The following is an 18,111-nucleotide window of genomic DNA, read 5'->3' on the forward strand; positions in this document are numbered from 1 at the left end:
TGTCCTGCCGGACCCCCCAAGTGGGGGAGATGTCCGGCAGGACAGAGGGGGGCGCGAAGGATCACGACGCTTGCCAGAGAGCCGGAAGGTAAGACTTTGGCTAAATCCCGCGTCCAGTTCATCTGCCAGAATTGCGGTTCAGTGCATCAGCGCTGGGCCGGCAAATGCGATGCCTGCGGCGAGTGGAACACGCTGGTTGAGGAAGGCACGTCCGGCGGCATCGGCTCGGGTCCGGCCAACACCCGCAATGCGCGCAAGGGCCGCGCCGTGGTGCTCACGACTTTGTCCGGCGATATCGAGGATGCGCCGCGCATCGTCTCCGGCATCGGCGAACTCGACCGCGCCACCGGCGGTGGTTTCGTGCGCGGCTCGGCCCTTCTGGTCGGCGGCGATCCCGGCATCGGCAAGTCGACGCTGTTGACCCAGGCTGCCGCAGCACTTGCGTCCAAGGGCCACCGCATCGTCTACGTCTCGGGCGAAGAGGCGGTTGCCCAGATCAGGCTGCGTGCGCAGCGGCTCGGCGTCGCCGATACTCCGGTGGAGCTTGCCGCCGAAACCAATGTCGAGGACATCCTCGCCACCATCGCCGACGGCAAGCGGCCGGACCTGGTGATCCTGGATTCGATCCAGACCTTGTGGACCGACATGGCCGATTCGGCGCCCGGCACCGTCACCCAGGTGCGTGCCGCCGCCCAGGCGATGATCCGCTATGCGAAATCCACAGGCGCGGCGATCGTGCTCGTCGGCCACGTCACCAAGGAAGGCCAGATCGCCGGGCCGCGCGTCGTCGAGCATATGGTCGACGCAGTGCTCTATTTCGAGGGCGAAGGCGGCCACCACTACCGCATCCTGCGCACGGTCAAGAACCGCTTCGGACCGACCGACGAGATCGGCGTCTTCGAAATGTCTGATATGGGCCTGCGCGAGGTCGCCAATCCGTCCGAGCTTTTTCTCGGCGAACGCCATGCGAAAGCGCCGGGCGCCGCGGTTTTCGCCGGCATGGAAGGCACTCGACCGGTGCTGGTCGAGATCCAGGCGCTGGTGGCGCCGTCGTCGCTGGGCACGCCGCGCCGCGCCGTCGTCGGTTGGGACGGCGCCCGGCTGTCGATGATCCTCGCCGTTCTCGAAGCCCATTGCGGGGTCCGCTTCGGCACGCATGACGTCTATCTCAACGTCGCCGGCGGCTACCGTATCTCGGAGCCGGCTGCCGATCTGGCGGTGGCGGCCGCACTGGTTTCCTCGCTCACCGGTCTTGCCCTTCCCGCCGATTGCGTCTATTTCGGCGAAATCAGCCTTTCGGGCGCCGTGAGGCCGGTTGCGCACGCGCAGCAGCGCCTGAAGGAAGCCGAAAAGCTGGGTTTTGGAAGCGCGGTTCTGCCCTTGGGCAGCGAGGAACTTGCCGGCGGGATAGGGGCCGGCGCTTTCCAGCCCACCGAGCTTGCCGATCTCGTGGCGCGCATAGCCGGCTCACGGCGCAGCCGCGCCGACGAGCAAGAGTGACGCGGCTCATGAAGTGGGGCGAAAGACATGCCGATTACGCTGCTTGACGGAATTCTCGTCGGCTTCACCTTGGTCTCGGCGATGCTCGCCATGGTTCGCGGCTTTTCGCGCGAGATCCTCTCCGTCGTCTCCTGGATAGCGGCGGCGGCTGCGGCGTTCTTCTTCTACCAACCGGTCCTGCCTTACGTTCAGCCCTATGTCGACAATGAGAAGATTGCCATGGTGGTGGCCGCCGGCATCGTCTTCATCGTCGCGCTGATCGTCGTCTCCGTCATCACCATGAGACTCGCCGACTGGATCATCGATTCCAGGGTCGGCGCGCTCGACCGCACGCTCGGTTTCCTCTATGGCGCGGCGCGCGGCATCCTGGTCGTCGCGGTGGCCCTGCTGTTCTTCAACTGGCTGGCCGGCCCCAAGGCTCCGGGCTGGGTCGCCAACGCCAAGTCGCGGCCGCTGCTCGAATCGATCGGCGCCAAGCTCGAAAGCCTGCTGCCCGAGGATCCGGAGAACGCGATCCTCAACAGGCTCAATCCGAATCAGCCGGCACCCGAGACCGGAGCCGAAACGCCTCCGGCGGCCGACGCGCCGGCGGCGGACGCACCGGCAGCCGGCGACGATGCTCCGGCGCTCGACGGGAGCGCGACCGACGCGCCACCGGCCGACAATGCACCGGCCAATCCGGCGCCGGCAAACTGACGATCATGTGAAGCGGCAGACTCTACGTTGCTCTCGAGCAGTCCTTACACTATATAGCGACTTTAGCGGAGCTGAAGATGCCAGACGCAGACGACGTGCTTTCCGCCGAAGCTGACGATCATTTCCATGACGAATGCGGTGTGTTCGGTATTTTTGGCCGGCAGGACGCTGCGGCTATCGTCACTCTCGGCCTGCATGCGTTGCAGCATCGCGGCCAGGAAGCGGCGGGTATCGTTTCCTATGACGGCACCCAGTTCCATGTCGAACATCATGTCGGCCTGATCGGCGATACGTTCACCAAACAGCGCGTCATCGACAGCCTGCAAGGCAACCGCGCCATCGGCCACACGCGCTACGCCACCACAGGCGGTGCCGGCCAGCGCAACATCCAGCCGTTTTTCGCCGAGCTCGCCGATGGCGGCTTCGCCGTCGCCCACAACGGCAACCTCACCAACGCCATGACCGTGCAGCGCGCGCTTCAGAAACAGGGCGCGATCTTCTCATCGACCTCCGACACCGAGACGCTGCTGCATCTGGTCGCCACCAGCAGGGAACGCGATCTCAACTCACGCTTCATCGATGCGGTGCGCCAGGTCGAAGGCGCCTTCTCGCTGGTGGCGATGACTTCGAAGAAGATGATCGGCTGCCGCGATCCGCTCGGCATCCGGCCGCTGGTGCTCGGCGATCTCGACGGCGCCTGGATCCTGGCTTCCGAAACCTGCGCGCTCGACATCATCGGCGCGCGTTTCGTGCGCGACCTGAAGCCCGGCGAGATGGTCGTCGTCACAGCTAAGGGCATCGAGAGCCTGTTTCCGTTCGAGCCGCAGAAGACCCGCTTCTGCATCTTCGAATATGTTTATTTCGCGCGTCCGGATTCGTCGGTCGAAGGCCGCAACGTCTACGAAGTTCGCAAGCGCATCGGCGCCGAGTTGGCGCTCGAAAGCCCGGTCGAGGCCGACATCGTCGTGCCGGTGCCGGACAGCGGCACTCCGGCGGCGATCGGCTTTTCGCAAGCCGCGGGCATCCCGTTCGAGCTCGGCATCATCCGCAATCACTATGTCGGCCGTACCTTCATCCAGCCTGGCGATTCGATCCGCCACATGGGTGTCAAGCTCAAGCACAACGCCAACCGCCGCATGATCGAAGGCAAGCGCGTGGTGCTGGTCGACGATTCGATCGTGCGCGGCACCACCAGCCAGAAGATCGTGCAGATGGTGCGCGATGCCGGCGCCAAGGAAGTGCACATGCGCATCGCCTCGCCGCCGACACGCGCTTCCTGCTTCTATGGCGTCGACACGCCGGAGAAGTCGAAGCTGCTCGCGTCGCGCATGTCGGTCGAAGAGATGGCTGAGTTCATCCGCGTCGATTCGCTCGGATTCCTGTCGATCGACGGGCTCTATCGCGCCGTCGGCGAGGCTGGCCGCGATAACGAGCAGCCGCAATTCTGCGACGCCTGCTTCACCGGGCAATATCCGACCCGGCTCGCCGACTTCGAAGGTTCGGACAATGTGCGTACGCTGTCGTTGCTGGCGGCAGGAGGGTCGTAGGCCTTGCTGCAACCCCGCGAATTTCGCCGGTTGCAAATTTCGTCGCGATTGCTGTATCGCGGCCCCTCTGTCCTGCCGGACATCATAGTACCTTCGGAGCTGCCTGGTGACCCCTGCCCTCGACCTTTCCGGCCGCGTCGCGGTCGTCACCGGTGCCTCGCGCGGCATCGGCTACTTCATCGCCTTGGAACTTGCCGCTGCCGGAGCGCATGTCGTCGCGGTTGCCCGCACCGTCGGCGGACTGGAGGAACTCGACGACCAGATCAAGGCGGCCGGCGGACAAGCTACACTTGTGCCGCTCGACCTTGCCGACATGGCCGGCATCGACCGGCTGGGCGGCGCCATCCACGAGCGCTGGGGCAAGCTCGACATCCTGGTCGCCAATGCGGCGGTGCTCGGCGTCATCTCGCCGATCGGCCATGTCGAGGCCAAGACCTTCGAGAAGGTGATGACCATCAACGTCACCTCGACATGGCGGCTGATCCGCTCGGTCGATCCGTTGCTCAGGCTCTCCGATGCCGGCCGCGCCATCGTGCTTTCCTCCAACGCCGCCCATTCGGCGCGGGCCTTCTGGGCGCCCTATGCGGCGTCGAAGGCGGCGGTTGAGACGATGATGCGTTCCTGGGCGCATGAGACGGAAAACTTGGCCCTCAGGGTCAATGCCGCCGACCCCGGCGCCACCCGCACCGCCATGCGGGCGCAGGCGGTGCCCGGCGAGGATCCGGAAACGCTGCCGCATCCCCAGGAGATCGCCAAACGCATCGTGCCGCTGGCCAGCCCTGCGCTTAGGGAAACCGGGCTGATCTTCCAGGCCAAGCACAACCGCTTTGTTGCCTACCGGCAGCCGGAGTAGACGCATCGCGCATTTTGACGGAAGAATTGCGCCGCCACCGACGTTATTGGAATGCCAAATGTTCCCAAACGGAGGACCACCATGCGCAGACTGCTTGTCGTCACCGCCGCTGCATCGCTAGCAGCCGTCGGCGTCGCATTCTCACAGAATGCGACGATGAGCTTCTTCGTCACCAGTGTCGGCTTGGGCAAGGGTGCTGATCTCGGCGGCCTCGCAGGCGCCGACGCGCATTGCGCCTCGCTGGCTGAAGCCGCTGGCATCACGGGCAAGACATGGCGCGCCTATCTCTCGACCAGCGACACCGATGCGCGCGATCGCATCGGCAAGGGACCATGGTTCAACGCCAAGGGCGTCAAAATCGCCGACGATGTCGCTTCGCTGCATAGTGATGCCAACGCCATCACCAAGCAGACGGCGCTCGACGAAAAGGGCGAAATGATCAACGGCCGCGGTGACAAGCCCAACCGCCACGACGTGCTGACCGGCTCCAAGCCCGACGGCACGAAGATCGCCGACCAGACCTGCGGCGACTGGACGCTCAGTGGAGCAGAAGGTGCTGCAATGACGGGCCATCACGACCGCACTGGTCTCGACGATTCGGCCGCCGCCAAATCGTGGAATTCCTCGCACGCTTCACGCGGCGGCTGTAGCCAGGAGGCGCTGAGGAGCACCGGCGGCGACGGCCTGTTCTACTGCTTTGCCGTAAACTGAGCCGTTCCAACAGACGTAGGACATTCACGCGGGCTGTGATGCCGTGGCGAACCACCGCGCCCGGCCGCGCTTTCGTCGATTGCCCGGAGTTGATAGGATCGCCCGACTCCCACAACAAACGAGGAAATCCCATGGCGGCTCCGAGCGTAGCGTTGGTCTGGTATCTGGTGATTGCCGGCCCGCAAGGCGGCATGGTGGTGCTGCCCAGCACGTTCGACACCCGCGAACAGTGCACCTCCGCCGTCACCGAATATCAGAAGCAGCCAACGCCGGCCGGCTGGTCGGTGCAGTGCGTGCCGAGCGCCTCGCCCTTCGCCGACGAGGGCGAAACTGAATAAAACTGGCAGCGCGCGCATTCAGCGCTGAGCGCTGACCGTCAGTTCCGGCCTGGTATTGATGGTCTGAAACACCACGCAGTAGCGTTCGGTCAGCTTGAGCAGCGCGTCGATGCGCTCCTGTGGCTCGTCGCTGTCGAGGCCGAATGTCAGCCGGATGGCGCGAAAGCCGACCGGCGCATCTTTTGCCACACCCAAGGTGCCGCGAAAATCGAGATCGCCTTCGGCCTCCACAGTGGCGGCGCCGAGCTTGAACTCCAGCGCCGTCGCCACCGCCTTCAGCGTCACGCCGGCGCAAGCGACCAGCGCCTCCAGCAGCATATCGCCCGAGCACAGTTCGAGCCCGGAACCGCCGGTCGCCGGATGCAGCCCGGCAACGGCGAGCGCCCTGCCGGTCTCGACCTTGCAGGCGATCGACTGGTCGTCGATCGAGCCCTTGGCCCGAAGCGTGATCAGCGCGCGCGATGCGTCATCGCGATAGGCCTCCTTGAGCGGCGCCTGCATGGCCTTCAGTCCGGTGGCGTCCATGTGCAACCCTTTCCGCAGTCGGCTTTATCGCTCGTCAGGATACTCGAATAGAACCGGCCTCGATTTCACGACATTTGGATCAGACTGACAAGCTGTCCAGACATTGCCGCGTCGTTAGACCTGGTGCCCTTTCATGCGACCCGGGCCGCCACGCGATGACGCCCTCCGTCCGCGCCCGCACCTCGGGTGAGGCCAGGCAGGTGGCGACGGCCTCGTAGCCGGGAGTGCCGGGGTACCGGGCGACGTATGTTGGCGGGCTGTGATTGGCGGGGCAGAGGATGATCGCTTCGTCGGTGCCGACGGCCGCCAGGTCGAGTATCGCGCAGGGGCGCGTGAGCAGAAAAAGCGGTCGACCACCGGGGCCGCGGCGACGCAAATGGGCGATCAGGGCTTCTTGCGAAGCCTGATCCAGTCCCCGTTCGATCATGTCGACGACCAGGATGGCTGAACCTTCGACTTCCAATCCGGCGAGTAGAGCGATCAGTGCGTCGGACACCGCGGCGCCGTCCTCAACGAGCCAGGCCAGCGTCTGATCAACCTGCGACCTGAGAGCTGGGTCGGCGTCAACGCGAGCCAGAGCCGCCGCACAGCCATTCGCCAGTCGGTCCAAGCCAAGGAAGGCGGCGTCGGGCAATGTCTCGGCCAGGCGCTGCGCCAGCCGGGTCTTGCCACTGCCCAGCGGACCGATGATGTAGTTCAGCGGTCGGATATGTCCCAGTTCAAACCGCTCGCCGCCCCAAGGCCAGGGAAGGTCGAAAGCGACGCTGAGCATAGCCTCTGGCGCCATCAGGCGCGCGAGTTCCCCGGCGGTTGGCGCTTCGCCTCGAGCGAGGTCATCCCGTAGGCTGCCGATCTTCTCTATTATGCCGACAAGCTGGCGCAGCCGGCCTTCGAGTACTGCCTGGTGCGCGGCCAAGGCCGGCTCCATGCCGCGGGAGTCGCCCTTCAACACCCGCGCCACTTGGGCGAGGCTGAAGCCAAGCGCGCAGGGCCGCGATCTCGGCGGCGCGGCTCATCTCGACAGGACCGTAGGCCCGCCATCCGGCCGCGGTGCGGATCGGAGCGATCAGGCCACGCTGCTCGTAGAGCCGCAGGGCTTTGGCCGACACACCGACCGGCCGGCGGCTTCGCAAGCACTCAGGAACTGGGCGGAAGAGCTCACGAATCACCTCGTTGCTGTTGACCGCCTTTCTATCGGGGCTGACCCAAGGGCCGAGTCAACAGGGATGTTCGCGGTGTGCTCCGCAGGAGCCGTGCGAAACTTGCGCAGCTAAGCCCTGTTCAGCCGCATCGGCCGGACGGGATACCGAACTGCCAGCCCTGCCCCAACGCAAGCTCGCCGCTGGCGCAGCGCCGCGCAGGGTTCTGTCCGTGTAGCGTAAGCTGGGGCCCTGATCGTCACGGCCGGCCTCCTGATCATTCGGCAACGAATATTTCCGCAAGTGGCTGTAGGATGCGGCAACCCTGCTGACAGTGCGGTGTCAGGACAAGGCAGCATAGTCTGGTGACATGACGGAATCCCTAAGCATGCCAGCCACCCCCGACACCGCCGCCGAGCACACCCTTGGCATCATCCTGGTTTCGGCGTCGGCGGCGGTGTTCGGCCTCACCGGCGTGTTGACCAAGTCGATCCATGCCGACCCGCTGACCATCACCTGCTGGCGCGGCTTCGTCGGCTCGATCCTGATCGCCCTCTATGTGCTTTGGCGGCGCCGCCGCTCCGGCAGGCGTGAAAGCCTGCGCCTCGGCTGGCGCGGCTGGCTGCTGGCGGTCGAGGGCGCGCTGGCCAGCATTGCCTTCATATCGGCGTTCAAGTTCACCTTCGTCGCCAATGTCGCGATCATCTACGCCACAGCACCCTTTGTCACCGCGCTGCTTGCCTTCGTGCTGGTTAGTGAGCGCTTCCGCCTGCAGACGCTCGTCGCTGCCGCTGTGTCGCTCGGCGGTGTGGCGATCATGGTCTGGTCCGGCTTCGGCACCGGCCATGTGATCGGCGACGGGCTGGCGCTGCTGATGACAATCGGCAGCGCGCTGTACATGATCATGGTGCGCGCCTTCCGCGCCACGCCTGTGGTGTGGGCCGGAGCGGTATCGGCGTTTCTTTTGTTCGTGCTCGGCTGGTTCGTCACCGATCCATTGGCGGTCTCGGCCAGAGACGCAGTGCTGCTCGTCGCCTTCGGCATGTCGTTCGCGCTGGCCTCTATTCTGTGGACGGAGGGCGCGAGGCTCATTCCGGCGGCCGAATCCGGCCTGCTGGGCTCCGCTGAAGTGCCGTTCGCGATCCTGTTCGCCTTCCTGTTCCTGGCCGAAATACCGCCGGCCGCCAGCATGATCGGCGGCGCCATCGTGCTCTGCGCGGTGTTCGCCCATGCCGGACGCGACTGGCAAGCAGCCAGGCAGCGCTCTGCCTGAGAAAATCTGCCCCTGAAATAAATTTGCAAAGTCATGGAACCATCATCGGGTTCAGGCATTGTTGGGTTCGACGGGTCACCCCAAGTCCCCCCCAAACCCCTCGGCCCGTCTAACCTAGAGCCGACCGCAAGGTCGGCTTTTTCTTTTTGCGAAATCAGCTTGGTGCGCCTGCCAAGGCAAGGTTGCCGCTGAACAGCGCAGCCAGATGCTGTGCCGGGGGCTCGGCAGCCTGGCGCAGCCGGATGGCGAACTCGGCGATGGGAACCGGCGGCAGGCCAAGGTCGCGCGGTGCCTCGACGATGCCGGAATGGGCAAAGCGCGCCGTCCGGAGCGTCAGCGCGATGCCGGCATTCACCGCTGTGCGCAGTCCTGCCAGGCTGGCACTGCCGGCGGCGATGCGGTAGCGGCGGCCGGTCGTGTCGAGTGCCGCGATCGCTGCTTCACGAAAGCCGCAATGCGGATCGAGCAGCGCCAGCGGCAGCTCGTCCTGGCGCGAGACCAGCCCCTTTTGCGAACAGAGCCACATCATCGGCTCGCGGAGCACGCCGACTTCGTCCGGCGCCGGCGCCTGGCGCATGGCGATCGCCAGATCGAGGGTGCCGGATTGCAGCGCCTGCGTCAATTCGGCGGAGCGGCCGACGCGCAATTCGATCCTGACGCGCGGATGACTCACGGCGAAGGCCCTGAGCAAATCCGGCAGGCCGCTGTCGGCGAAATCTTGTGTCGTGCCTATGGCCACGCGCCCATCGGCTCGCACGCCCTTGAGGGCCAGCCACGCCTCGCGATGCACTGCCAGGATACGCCGTGCGTGGCCGACCAGATCCTCCCCGGCCGGCGTCAGGACGCGGCCCCGCCCCTGCGGCACCAAAAGCGGTTCGCCGACAATATCCTCAAGCCGCTGCATCTGCGTGGTCACCGCCGACGCCGAGCGGCCGACAACTGACGCCGCCTGCGCCAGCGAGCCGCCATCGACGAAGGCGAGAAAGGTTTTGAGGAGATCGGGGTCGAGCATTTGCATAATTTGATAATATCAAAGTGTCATCCAAAAACAATTTGATTTTAATAATGAAAGAGCGATGGCAAAGATTTCTGACGGCGAAGAGATGCCGCGTAACCCGAGGAGAAAAATTATGCCGATCATCAATGTCAGCGTCACCGGCAGGCCCGATGCCGCTCTGTCCGCCACCATCGCCAGGGAAGTGACCGAACTGACCGCAGTGCATCTGCGCAAGGATCCGACCGTCACCGCGGTCGCCATATCCTATCTCGACCCTCAGCACTGGTTCGCCGGCGGCAAGTCGCTGGCCGAGCACGGCGCCAAGACCTTCTGGCTCGATATAAAGGTGGTCGACGGCACCAACACCAAGCTCGAACTGGAAGCCTATCTCAAGGCGATCTTCGCCGCCTTTGGCCGCTTGCTGGGTGAGATGCACGAAGAAAGCTACGCCTTCGTGCACGAAGTGCCGGCCGCCGCCTATGGCTATGGCGGCAAGACGCAGGAATTCCGTTTCATCAGCGGGAGGTTGAAAGCGGCTTGAGCAGCGCCGTTCAGTTCCACGCTCATCCCGCAAGTCACATTGGCGACGGTGAAGCGTAACAGGCCTGCAGCCAGCCCTGGTCGAGCAGCATTGACGTTGACCCCACTTCGTCTAGGTTCTCATTGAAGCGGCCAGGAAAGAGCCGCGACGTGAGAATCTGTTGGGAGAGACGCGGCATGATCCTGACACTGGCGCTGCTTGCGGGCCTCGTCGCGGCCTGGCTGCTGATCGGGGTGGTGGAAAAATTCCGCCTCGGCGTGCGCTTCACGCAGGCGCTGCTCTACGTGCCGTTCAAGCTCGCCTACCGGATTGCCGACGACCGCATCAAGATCGCTCGCAAAACAGCCGCCCCGGTCATTTACGTCATTTCGCACCAGTCGCGCCTCGAACCAGCGCTGATGCTGTCACTGCTGCCGGAAGACACTCTGCACATCCTCGACGAAGTCTCGGCGCGATCGCCCTGGCTCGAACCATGGCGCGAGCTTGGCCGCACCATCGCTTTCAACGCCGAGCATGTCTTCGTCAGCCGCCGGCTGGTGCGGGTGCTGAAGGGCAAGGGCCGCCTTGCCGTCTATCTGCCGGACGCGGTCGAGCCTGATATCAAGACATTTCGCCTGTTTCGCGCCGTCACCCGCATCGCCATGCAGGCCGACGCCCGCATCGTGCCGATCTTCGTCGCCGGCGCGCGCACTCTGCCGGTATCGCTGACGCCGGCAGACAAGGCGCCGCGGCGCTGGTTTCCCCTTCTGTCGATCAGCGTGCTGGAGCCAATGACCATCGCCGAGCTGGTGGCACGAAATCCTGATCAGTCCTCGAACACCAATGCGCTGTTCGACCGTGTCGCCGAAGCCCGCCTTTTCGGCAGCGATCTTAACCGCGGCCTGTTCCTCGCCATACGCGACGCCGCCGACCGTGTCGGAGCCTCGCATCCTATCGTCGAAGACGTGGTCAGCGGCACGTTGAACTACAGAAAGCTGTTCATCGGCGCGCGGGTGCTGGGCCGCCGCTTCGAGGCGGTGACGGCGCCGGGCGAAGCGGTTGGACTGCTGCTGCCCAACGCCAATGGCGTCGTGCTGTCGCTCATTGGCCTGTTGTCGGCGAGCCGGGTGGCGGCGATGATCAACTACACCGCAGGCCCGGCCAGCGTGACCGCCGCCGTGCGCACGGCGGAGATCCGCACCGTGGTCTCGTCGCGCGCCTTTGTCGACAAGGCCAGCCTCGCTGACATCGTCGCGGCGGTAGAAGAAGGCGGCGCCAAGCTGTTGTGGCTGGAGGATGTGCGGGCCAGAGTAACCGTACTGGACAAGTTCGCCGCGGCCTTGCTGTGGCGCTGGCCGCTGCAGCCGCAGAATGCCGCCAAGCCAGCGGTGATCCTGTTCACTTCAGGCTCGGAAGGCACGCCCAAGGCGGTGGTGCTGTCGCACAGGAACCTTCTCGTCAACGCCATGCAGGCCGAAACCCGCATCACCATCTCACCGGCCGATATCCTGCTCAACGTGCTGCCGGTGTTCCACTCGTTCGGGCTCACCGGCGGCACCATCCTGCCGCTGGTCACCGGAGTGAAACTATTTCTCTATCCCTCGCCGCTCCACTACAAGCTGATCCCCGAGGTCGCACGCAAGGCAAGGCCGACCGTCATGTTCGGCACCGACACGTTCCTCGCCAACTATGCGCGCACCGCCAAGGACGGCGATTTTTCCAGCCTGCGCTTCATCGTCGCCGGCGCCGAAGCGGTGAAACCGGAGACACGCCGCGTCTACCGGGAGCGTTTTCAAGCCGAGATCATCGAGGGTTTCGGGCTGACCGAGGCGTCACCAGTCGTTGCCGTCAATACGGCCATCCACGGCCGCGACGGCACGGTCGGGCGGCTGTTGCCGGCCATGCGCATGAAGCTCGAGCCGGTCGAGGGCATTAGCGGCGCCGGACGGTTGTGGCTCGACGGGCCGAACTTGATGATGGGCTACATGACATCAGATCGGCCCGGCGAATTGCAACCGCTCGACGGCTGGCACGATACCGGCGACATCGTTTCGGTCGACCGCGAAGGCTTCATCACCATTCGCGGCCGGGCCAAGCGCTTCGCCAAGATCGCCGGCGAGATGGTGTCGCTGGGCGCAGTCGAGATGCTGGTGCAGTCGCTATGGCCGGAAGAGCACCACGCTGTGGTGGCGGTGCCGGACAGGCGCCGCGGCGAGCGCATCGTGCTGGTCACCACCGCTGATGACGCCGACCCCGATGAATTGCGCAAATTCGGCAGACAAGCCGGTGCCGCCGACCTGATGGTGCCGAACGACATCATCAAGGTGGAGGAAATCCCGGTGCTGGGTTCAGGCAAGACCGACTATGTCTCGACCCGCAAACTGGCGATTGAACGGCTGGGGCTCAGCGCGGCAGCTTAGCACTAGAGCGCTTTGCGTTTTGGTGGAACCAAAACCGCGCTCTAGCTCTTTGTTTTAACGCATTTCGTCGGACGCCAAGCGAAGACGTTTGGCTGCAAAATGCTCTAGAGGACCACCACCGACAACAGCAGGATGAACCCGACCGCCATCATCAGCAGGCCCGGCCAGTTCTGCGACAGGCCGAGGAAACCGAGGCCGCGCCGCCGCGGCTCAAGTGTCGGGCCTGGCGTTGCGAGATTTGGCGTCGAGCGATCCGGCGCCGCGCGAACAGGTGCCGGATCGCTGAGCCGCCCGCGCCATAGGGCTGCGCCAGCCATGTACACAACGCCAGCGACAATGAGCAACGCACCAATGAGGACGACAGCCATTTCTTCTCCCTCTTCTTCAGCTCCTGCGCCTCGCACAGCAACTTGAGGGTTGGTAGCAAGGCGCTTCGCGAGGTCGCTCGCCTCGCCCGCTGAGACAAAACGGTCAAGATGCCCGGCAGGTTCCCGCTAGAGCGGGATGCGTCCGAATTGAACTGGGCATCCCGCTCTATCTATTTGTTTAGCTGCATTTCTGCGACGCCAAGTGATTCCACTTGGCTGGATGACCCTCGAAGCGAATTGGCGACAGGCCTGTCAGCCGATGTCTGAAGGCGGCACCTTCTCGCCCTCGCGCTTGGCGCGCCTGGAATAGGCGCGCACGCTGAACGGCAGGAACAGCAGATAGCCGGCGACGGACGCTGTCAGCGTGTACCAGGGGTAGGTCATCAAAAGCAGGATATAGAGGACGACGCCGAGGATGATCGGCAGCACTTTGTCGCCCGGGACTTTCAGGCTCTTGCCGGAATAGACCGGCAGCCGGCTGACCAGCAGGAAGGCGACCAGAACGGTGAAGCAGGCGGCGACGAAGGCGGCAGGGCGGGACGGCTCCACGCCAAGCCGCAGGAAGTACAGATAAAGCGGCAGCATCACCAGCACTGCACCCGCCGGCGCCGGCACGCCGACGAAATACTCGGTTTGCCACTGCGGGCGATCTATTTCTTCGTCGAGCACGTTGAAGCGAGCGAGTCTCAGTCCGCAGGCGATGGTGAACAGGAGCGCGGCAATCCAGCCAGGCGAGCCGGCCTGGTCGAGCAGGAAGGCATAGAGCACCAGCGCGGGAGCTACGCCGAAATTGACGATGTCGGCCAGCGAATCCATCTGCGCGCCGAATTTGGACGTCGCCTTCAGCATCCGCGCCAGGCGGCCATCGATGCCGTCGAGGAAGGCGGCGAGCAGCACCATCACCACTGCCGGCTCAAAACGGCCTTCGAAGCCGAAGCGGATGCCGGACAGGCCGGCGCAGATGGCGAGCACGGTGACGAGATTGGGCAGCACCATACGCATCGGGATTTCATGGATGCGCGGACCGCCGCTGCCATGCGCCTCGAATTTCTTGAACGGCGCGCCCACGGCTCAGGACACCCGCACGAGCGGCGTTGCGGCAATGCCGCCGAATTCGGCCAGTATGGTTTCACCACCGACCGCGGTCTGGCCGACGGCGACACGCGGTGTTGCGGTCGACGGCAGGAATACGTCGACGCGCGAGCCGAAGCGGATCAGCCCGAAGCGCTCGCCGATGCCGATCGTGCCGCCGGTCTCGGCCCAGCAGACGATGCGCCGCGCCACCAGGCCGGCGATCTGCACCGCGGCCACCGTGCCGTTGGGGCTGTCGATGACCAGGCCGTTGCGCTCGTTGTCGGCGCTCGCCTTGTCGAGTGCGGCGTTGAGGAACTGGCCCGGGCGATGCTCGATCCTGGTGATGCGGCCGCGCACCGGCGCCCGGTTTACGTGGCAGGAAAAGACGTCCATGAACACCGAGATGCGGGTCATCTCGCCGCCGCCGAGGCCAAGTTCGCGCGGCGGCACGGCCGGACCGACCGCCGTGATGATACCGTCGGCCGGGCTCACCACCAGCCGGTCATCGACAGGCGTGACGCGCTCGGGATCGCGGAAAAAATAGACGCACCAGGCCGTCAGGATCAGGCAGATCCAGAACAGGATCGAAGAGAAATAGCCGAGGAAAAGCGTCACCGCTGCGAAGGCGGCGATAAACGGATAGCCTTCGCGATGGATCGGAACGAACGTTTTCTTGATCGTGTCGACGAGGTCCATGGAATGGAAACAGCCTAGTTTCAGGTCCGGCCTCAATAGCGGAAACACCCTGTGGCCGCAACGCAACAATGTGGGAAAGCCGGTTCGGCGGCGGTTGCGTTGTGCATATTGGAACCGATCCGGCCTTTGCGAAAAAACCGTCGCAGTTGTCGGCGCGCGGCATCCTCGCCCGTCCTTGGTGAGAGGCGCTTTATATCGGCCGAGTGGGGCGCCTACGGCACGAAACCTGGGAGCCCGCAATGCTGTCGCAGAAATTAGCAGCCAAAGAAGCAAATGTCGTGATGAACGGTCTGGCGTTCGGCGAGTCGCCGCGCTGGCATGATGGCAGGCTTTGGTTCTGCAACTGGGGAACCGGCCAGATCATCGCCGTCGATGCCGACGGCAATAGTGAGGTCATGCTCACCGTGCCGGCCACCCTGCCCTATTCGATCGACTGGCTGCCGGACGGTCGCCTGGTCGTCGTCTGCGGGCGTGAGGGGCTGGTGTTGCGGCAAGAAGCAGACGGTACGCTGGCCACCCACGCCGATCTGCGGGGTTTTTCAACGAGCCCTTGGAACGAGATCGTCGTCGACGGGCGCGGCAACATCTACATCAATGGCGGTGGGCCGGCGCCGGCTCCCGGCCAGCATTTCGGCCCCGGCACCATCGTGCTGATTGCGCCGGACGGGTCAGTGCGGCAGGTGGCGGACAAGATCGCCTTCGCCAACGGGATGGCGATTACGCCTGACAACAAAACGTTGATCGTCGCTGAATCCCACGCCAACAGGCTAACCGCCTTCGACATCGCCGCCGATGGCAGCCTTGCCAATCGGCGGCGATGGGCCGACCTCGGCAACGGCTTTCCAGACGGCATCTGCCTCGATGCCGAAGGCGCGGTCTGGTATGCCGACGTGCCCAACCGGCACTGCGTGCGGGTAGCCGAAGGCGGCGCAATGCTCCAGAGCGTCGATGCCGATCGCGGCTGCTTTGCCTGCATGCTCGGCGGCGCCGACGGCAAGACCCTGTTCATCGTCGCCGCCGAATGGCGCGGCTTCGAACACATGATCAGCGATGCCCGCACCGGCCAGGTGCTAAGCGTCGAGGCACCGGCACCGGGTGCCGGCTGGCCGTAGAGAGCCTACACGCCGGGAATCCGCTGATAGTTGGCGATGTCGACCCTGACGCCGAGTCGGGCGATCGTCTCTTTTGGATCGAAGCCCCTGCGCTCATGCTCGGCCTTAACGATCGGCACGACCCTGTCTATGGCCGCCTGCCCTTCCCATTCGACTATGGTGACGAGGTTGAATTCGCCAGGGCCTGAGGATTGCTCGAGCAGAAAATCCTGGACGAACCCTTGCTGCCGGCGCAGCAATTCATGCGTCATCCGGACCTTGACAAGGATCTCCTCACGGGCGTTGGCCGGAACGACAAACTTGTCCACCCTGAACACACTGCTGCCATTAACTGCCTGATTTATCTCACTCATATCGATTGTCTCTGTTTTTGAACGACACATCTTCTGCGATCCAAAACGGTCTACAATCTCAACTTAAGTTGAGGTCAAGCACGAATTTTCAGCTCACCTCCGAGGGGCGGCGGCGGACGACAACGCCGAACTCGTCGCTCTCACGCGCAATGCGCAGCCGCTCCTCGGCCTCGGTTGCCTCGCGCTGGCGGTCCCACATCGAGGCGTACAGACCGGCCTTGCGCATCAAGGCGGCATGCGTGCCGCGCTCGGCGATCTGGCCGTCCTGCAGCACGATGATTTCGTCGGCCGAAATCACCGTCGACAGCCGGTGGGCGATGACGATGGTGGTGCGGCCTTGGCTGACGAGATCGAGCGCCGCCTGGATCTCCTGTTCGGTATGACTGTCCAACGCCGAGGTCGCCTCGTCGAGCATCAGGATCGGCGGCGCCTTCAAAATGGTGCGAGCGATCGCCACGCGCTGCTTCTCGCCGCCGGACAGTTTCAGCCCGCGCTCACCGACCATCGATCGGTAGCCGTCTGGCAGACGTTCGATGAACGGCCCGATCTGAGCGAGTTCGGCCGCCTTGCGCACATCCTCCTCGCTGGCATCGACGCGGCCGTAGCGGATGTTATAGGCGATGGTGTCGTTGAACAGCACGGTGTCCTGCGGCACCATGCCGATCGCCGCGCGCAGGCTCTCCTGCGTTACGTCGCGAATGTCCTGGCCGTCGATCAGTATCTTGCCGCCCTGGATGTCGTAAAAGCGGAACAGGAGGCGCGAAATGGTCGACTTGCCGGCGCCCGACGGCCCGACAATGGCAACCGTCTTGCCGGCCGGCACTTCGAAGCTGATGCCTTTCAGGATCTTGCGGTTGGGATCGTAGGAAAACTGCACGTCGCGGAACTCGACCTTGCCGGCGCCGACAACCAGCGGCTTGGCACCCGGCTTGTCGACGATCTCCTGCGGCACATCGAGCAGATCGAACATCTGCTCGATGTCGGTCAGACCCTGGCGGATTTCGCGATAGATGAAGCCGATGAAGTTGAGTGGCACCGAAAGCTGGATTAGCATGGCGTTGATGAAGACGAAGTCGCCAACCGTCTGCGTACCAGCCTGCACCTCCAGCGCCGAAAGGCACATGACGATAACCGTGCCGAGACCGAAGATGACGCCCTGGCCGAAGTTCAGCCAGCCGAGCGAGGTCCATATCCTGGTGGCGGCGGTCTCGTAGCGCGCCATCGAACGGTCGAAGCGCTCGGCTTCCATGCTCTCATTGTTGAAATATTTGACCGTCTCGAAATTGAGCAGCGAATCGATCGCCTTGGTGCTGGCATCGGTGTCGCTGTCGTTCATGTCGCGGCGAATGACGATGCGCCAGTCGCTCGCCCTGATGGTGAACCAGATGTAGAGCCAGACCGTCACCGCCACCACAGCCACGTATTTCCAGCCATAGGTGACGGCGAAGATGCCCGCTGTCAGCGCGAATTCGAGGATGGTCGGCAAGGTGTTAAGCACTGTGAAGCGGACGATCGTCTCGATGCCCTTGGTGCCGCGCTCGATGATGCGCGACAGGCCGCCGGTGCGGCGCTCGAGATGGAAGCGCAGCGACAGTTGATGCATGTGGATGAAAGTGCGGAAGGCGAGCTGGCGCACCGCATATTGTCCGACGCGGGCAAACAGCGCGTCGCGCAGCTGGTTGAAACCGAGCTGCACCAGCCGCACGACATTGTAGGCGATGACCAGCATGACTGGCGCCAGCAGGAAGGCCGGCAGCGGCGGCACCGACTTGGCGTCACCAGCCAGCGCATCGGTGGCCCATTTGAAGAAATAGGGGCCGGCAACCAGTGTCAGCTTGGCGACGACCAGAAGCACGGTCGCCCATACCACCCGCGCCCGGAGGTCGGCGCGATCGGCCGGCCACATATAGGGCCACAGATTACGCAATGTCTTGAAGGTCGAGCCAGAATCGGCAGAGACGGTTTTTTCGACCATTTTTTTTCGCCTTT

General features: G+C 64.2%; 19 protein-coding genes. 10 read left to right on the forward strand and 9 right to left on the reverse strand.

Annotated elements, in window-relative coordinates; genetic code table 11:
* The first annotated feature begins 96 nt into the window (after positions 1-96).
* From radA to CIT26_RS34025, 6 genes are all read left to right on the forward strand, one after another.
* The gene (gene radA / locus CIT26_RS34000; RefSeq protein ID WP_023800715.1) at positions 97-1,500 is read left to right on the forward strand and encodes a DNA repair protein RadA; all 1,404 of its coding nucleotides are present in this window, start codon (positions 97-99) and stop codon (positions 1,498-1,500) included.
* Between the two features lie 27 nt (positions 1,501-1,527).
* Positions 1,528-2,196, forward strand: a complete 669-nt coding sequence (locus tag CIT26_RS34005) for a CvpA family protein (RefSeq protein ID WP_095496640.1) — start codon at positions 1,528-1,530, stop codon at positions 2,194-2,196.
* A gap of 77 nt (positions 2,197-2,273) precedes the next feature.
* Positions 2,274-3,743 (forward strand): amidophosphoribosyltransferase, encoded by a 1,470-nt coding sequence (gene purF / locus CIT26_RS34010; RefSeq protein ID WP_095496641.1) that lies wholly within the window; start codon positions 2,274-2,276, stop codon positions 3,741-3,743.
* Between the two features lie 106 nt (positions 3,744-3,849).
* Positions 3,850-4,596 (forward strand): SDR family NAD(P)-dependent oxidoreductase, encoded by a 747-nt coding sequence (locus CIT26_RS34015; RefSeq protein WP_095496642.1) that lies wholly within the window; start codon positions 3,850-3,852, stop codon positions 4,594-4,596.
* 81 nt (positions 4,597-4,677) lie between these two features.
* Positions 4,678-5,307 carry a hypothetical protein gene (locus CIT26_RS34020; RefSeq protein ID WP_095496643.1) on the forward strand — a complete coding sequence of 210 codons (630 nt, stop codon included), beginning with the start codon at positions 4,678-4,680 and terminating at the stop codon, positions 5,305-5,307.
* A 131-nt stretch (positions 5,308-5,438) separates the two neighbouring features.
* A complete protein-coding gene (locus tag CIT26_RS34025; protein WP_095496644.1) occupies positions 5,439-5,645 on the forward strand; it encodes a hypothetical protein in 207 nt (68 codons plus the stop codon).
* Positions 5,646-5,663: 18 nt separating this feature from the next.
* Here the strand turns inward: CIT26_RS34025 and CIT26_RS34030 are convergent, their stop codons facing one another.
* From CIT26_RS34030 to CIT26_RS38125, 3 genes are all read right to left on the reverse strand, one after another.
* Entirely contained in the window at positions 5,664-6,170 is a 507-nt protein-coding gene (locus CIT26_RS34030; protein ID WP_095496645.1) for an OsmC family protein, read from the reverse strand.
* A gap of 79 nt (positions 6,171-6,249) precedes the next feature.
* Complete coding sequence (locus tag CIT26_RS34035; RefSeq protein ID WP_245319665.1) at positions 6,250-7,086, reverse strand: P-loop NTPase family protein; 837 nt, start codon at positions 7,084-7,086, stop codon at positions 6,250-6,252.
* Positions 7,004-7,339, reverse strand: a complete 336-nt coding sequence (locus CIT26_RS38125) for a MerR family transcriptional regulator (RefSeq protein ID WP_342587052.1) — start codon at positions 7,337-7,339, stop codon at positions 7,004-7,006. Before CIT26_RS38125 ends, CIT26_RS34035 begins: the two co-directional genes overlap by 83 nt.
* Before the next feature lie 358 nt (positions 7,340-7,697).
* Between CIT26_RS38125 and CIT26_RS34040 the strand changes: the two genes are divergently transcribed.
* Entirely contained in the window at positions 7,698-8,582 is an 885-nt protein-coding gene (locus tag CIT26_RS34040) for a DMT family transporter (RefSeq protein WP_167391639.1), read from the forward strand.
* 154 nt (positions 8,583-8,736) lie between these two features.
* Here CIT26_RS34040 and CIT26_RS34045 read toward each other — a convergent pair whose 3' ends face one another.
* A complete protein-coding gene (locus tag CIT26_RS34045) occupies positions 8,737-9,600 on the reverse strand; it encodes a LysR substrate-binding domain-containing protein (protein ID WP_095496647.1) in 864 nt (287 codons plus the stop codon).
* A gap of 112 nt (positions 9,601-9,712) precedes the next feature.
* On the opposite strand from CIT26_RS34045, the gene CIT26_RS34050 reads away from it, so the two are divergent.
* On the forward strand, positions 9,713-10,120 hold the full coding sequence (locus CIT26_RS34050) for a tautomerase family protein (protein ID WP_095496648.1): 408 nt from the start codon (positions 9,713-9,715) through the stop codon (positions 10,118-10,120).
* A gap of 176 nt (positions 10,121-10,296) precedes the next feature.
* Positions 10,297-12,519: an AMP-binding protein gene (locus CIT26_RS34055; RefSeq protein ID WP_095496649.1), complete on the forward strand. Its 2,223-nt coding sequence runs from the start codon at positions 10,297-10,299 to the stop codon at positions 12,517-12,519.
* Between the two features lie 104 nt (positions 12,520-12,623).
* Here the strand turns inward: CIT26_RS34055 and CIT26_RS34060 are convergent, their stop codons facing one another.
* The 3 genes from CIT26_RS34060 to CIT26_RS34070 all read right to left on the reverse strand — a co-directional run bounded on the left by CIT26_RS34060 (position 12,624) and on the right by CIT26_RS34070 (position 14,657).
* Positions 12,624-12,887, reverse strand: a complete 264-nt coding sequence (locus CIT26_RS34060) for a hypothetical protein (protein ID WP_095496650.1) — start codon at positions 12,885-12,887, stop codon at positions 12,624-12,626.
* 252 nt (positions 12,888-13,139) lie between these two features.
* On the reverse strand, positions 13,140-13,955 hold the full coding sequence (pssA, locus tag CIT26_RS34065) for a CDP-diacylglycerol--serine O-phosphatidyltransferase (RefSeq protein ID WP_095496651.1): 816 nt from the start codon (positions 13,953-13,955) through the stop codon (positions 13,140-13,142).
* 3 nt (positions 13,956-13,958) lie between these two features.
* On the reverse strand, positions 13,959-14,657 hold the full coding sequence (locus tag CIT26_RS34070) for a phosphatidylserine decarboxylase (protein WP_095496652.1): 699 nt from the start codon (positions 14,655-14,657) through the stop codon (positions 13,959-13,961).
* A gap of 239 nt (positions 14,658-14,896) precedes the next feature.
* On the opposite strand from CIT26_RS34070, the gene CIT26_RS34075 reads away from it, so the two are divergent.
* Complete coding sequence (locus CIT26_RS34075) at positions 14,897-15,769, forward strand: SMP-30/gluconolactonase/LRE family protein (protein ID WP_095496653.1); 873 nt, start codon at positions 14,897-14,899, stop codon at positions 15,767-15,769.
* Positions 15,770-15,774: 5 nt separating this feature from the next.
* Here CIT26_RS34075 and CIT26_RS34080 read toward each other — a convergent pair whose 3' ends face one another.
* Positions 15,775-16,122 carry an antibiotic biosynthesis monooxygenase gene (locus tag CIT26_RS34080; protein WP_095496654.1) on the reverse strand — a complete coding sequence of 116 codons (348 nt, stop codon included), beginning with the start codon at positions 16,120-16,122 and terminating at the stop codon, positions 15,775-15,777.
* Positions 16,123-16,210: 88 nt separating this feature from the next.
* Entirely contained in the window at positions 16,211-18,097 is a 1,887-nt protein-coding gene (locus CIT26_RS34085) for an ABCB family ABC transporter ATP-binding protein/permease (RefSeq protein WP_095496655.1), read from the reverse strand.
* Positions 18,098-18,111 lie beyond the last annotated feature (14 nt).

It is taken from the genome of Mesorhizobium temperatum (assembly GCF_002284575.1).
GTDB lineage: Bacteria > Pseudomonadota > Alphaproteobacteria > Rhizobiales > Rhizobiaceae > Mesorhizobium > Mesorhizobium temperatum.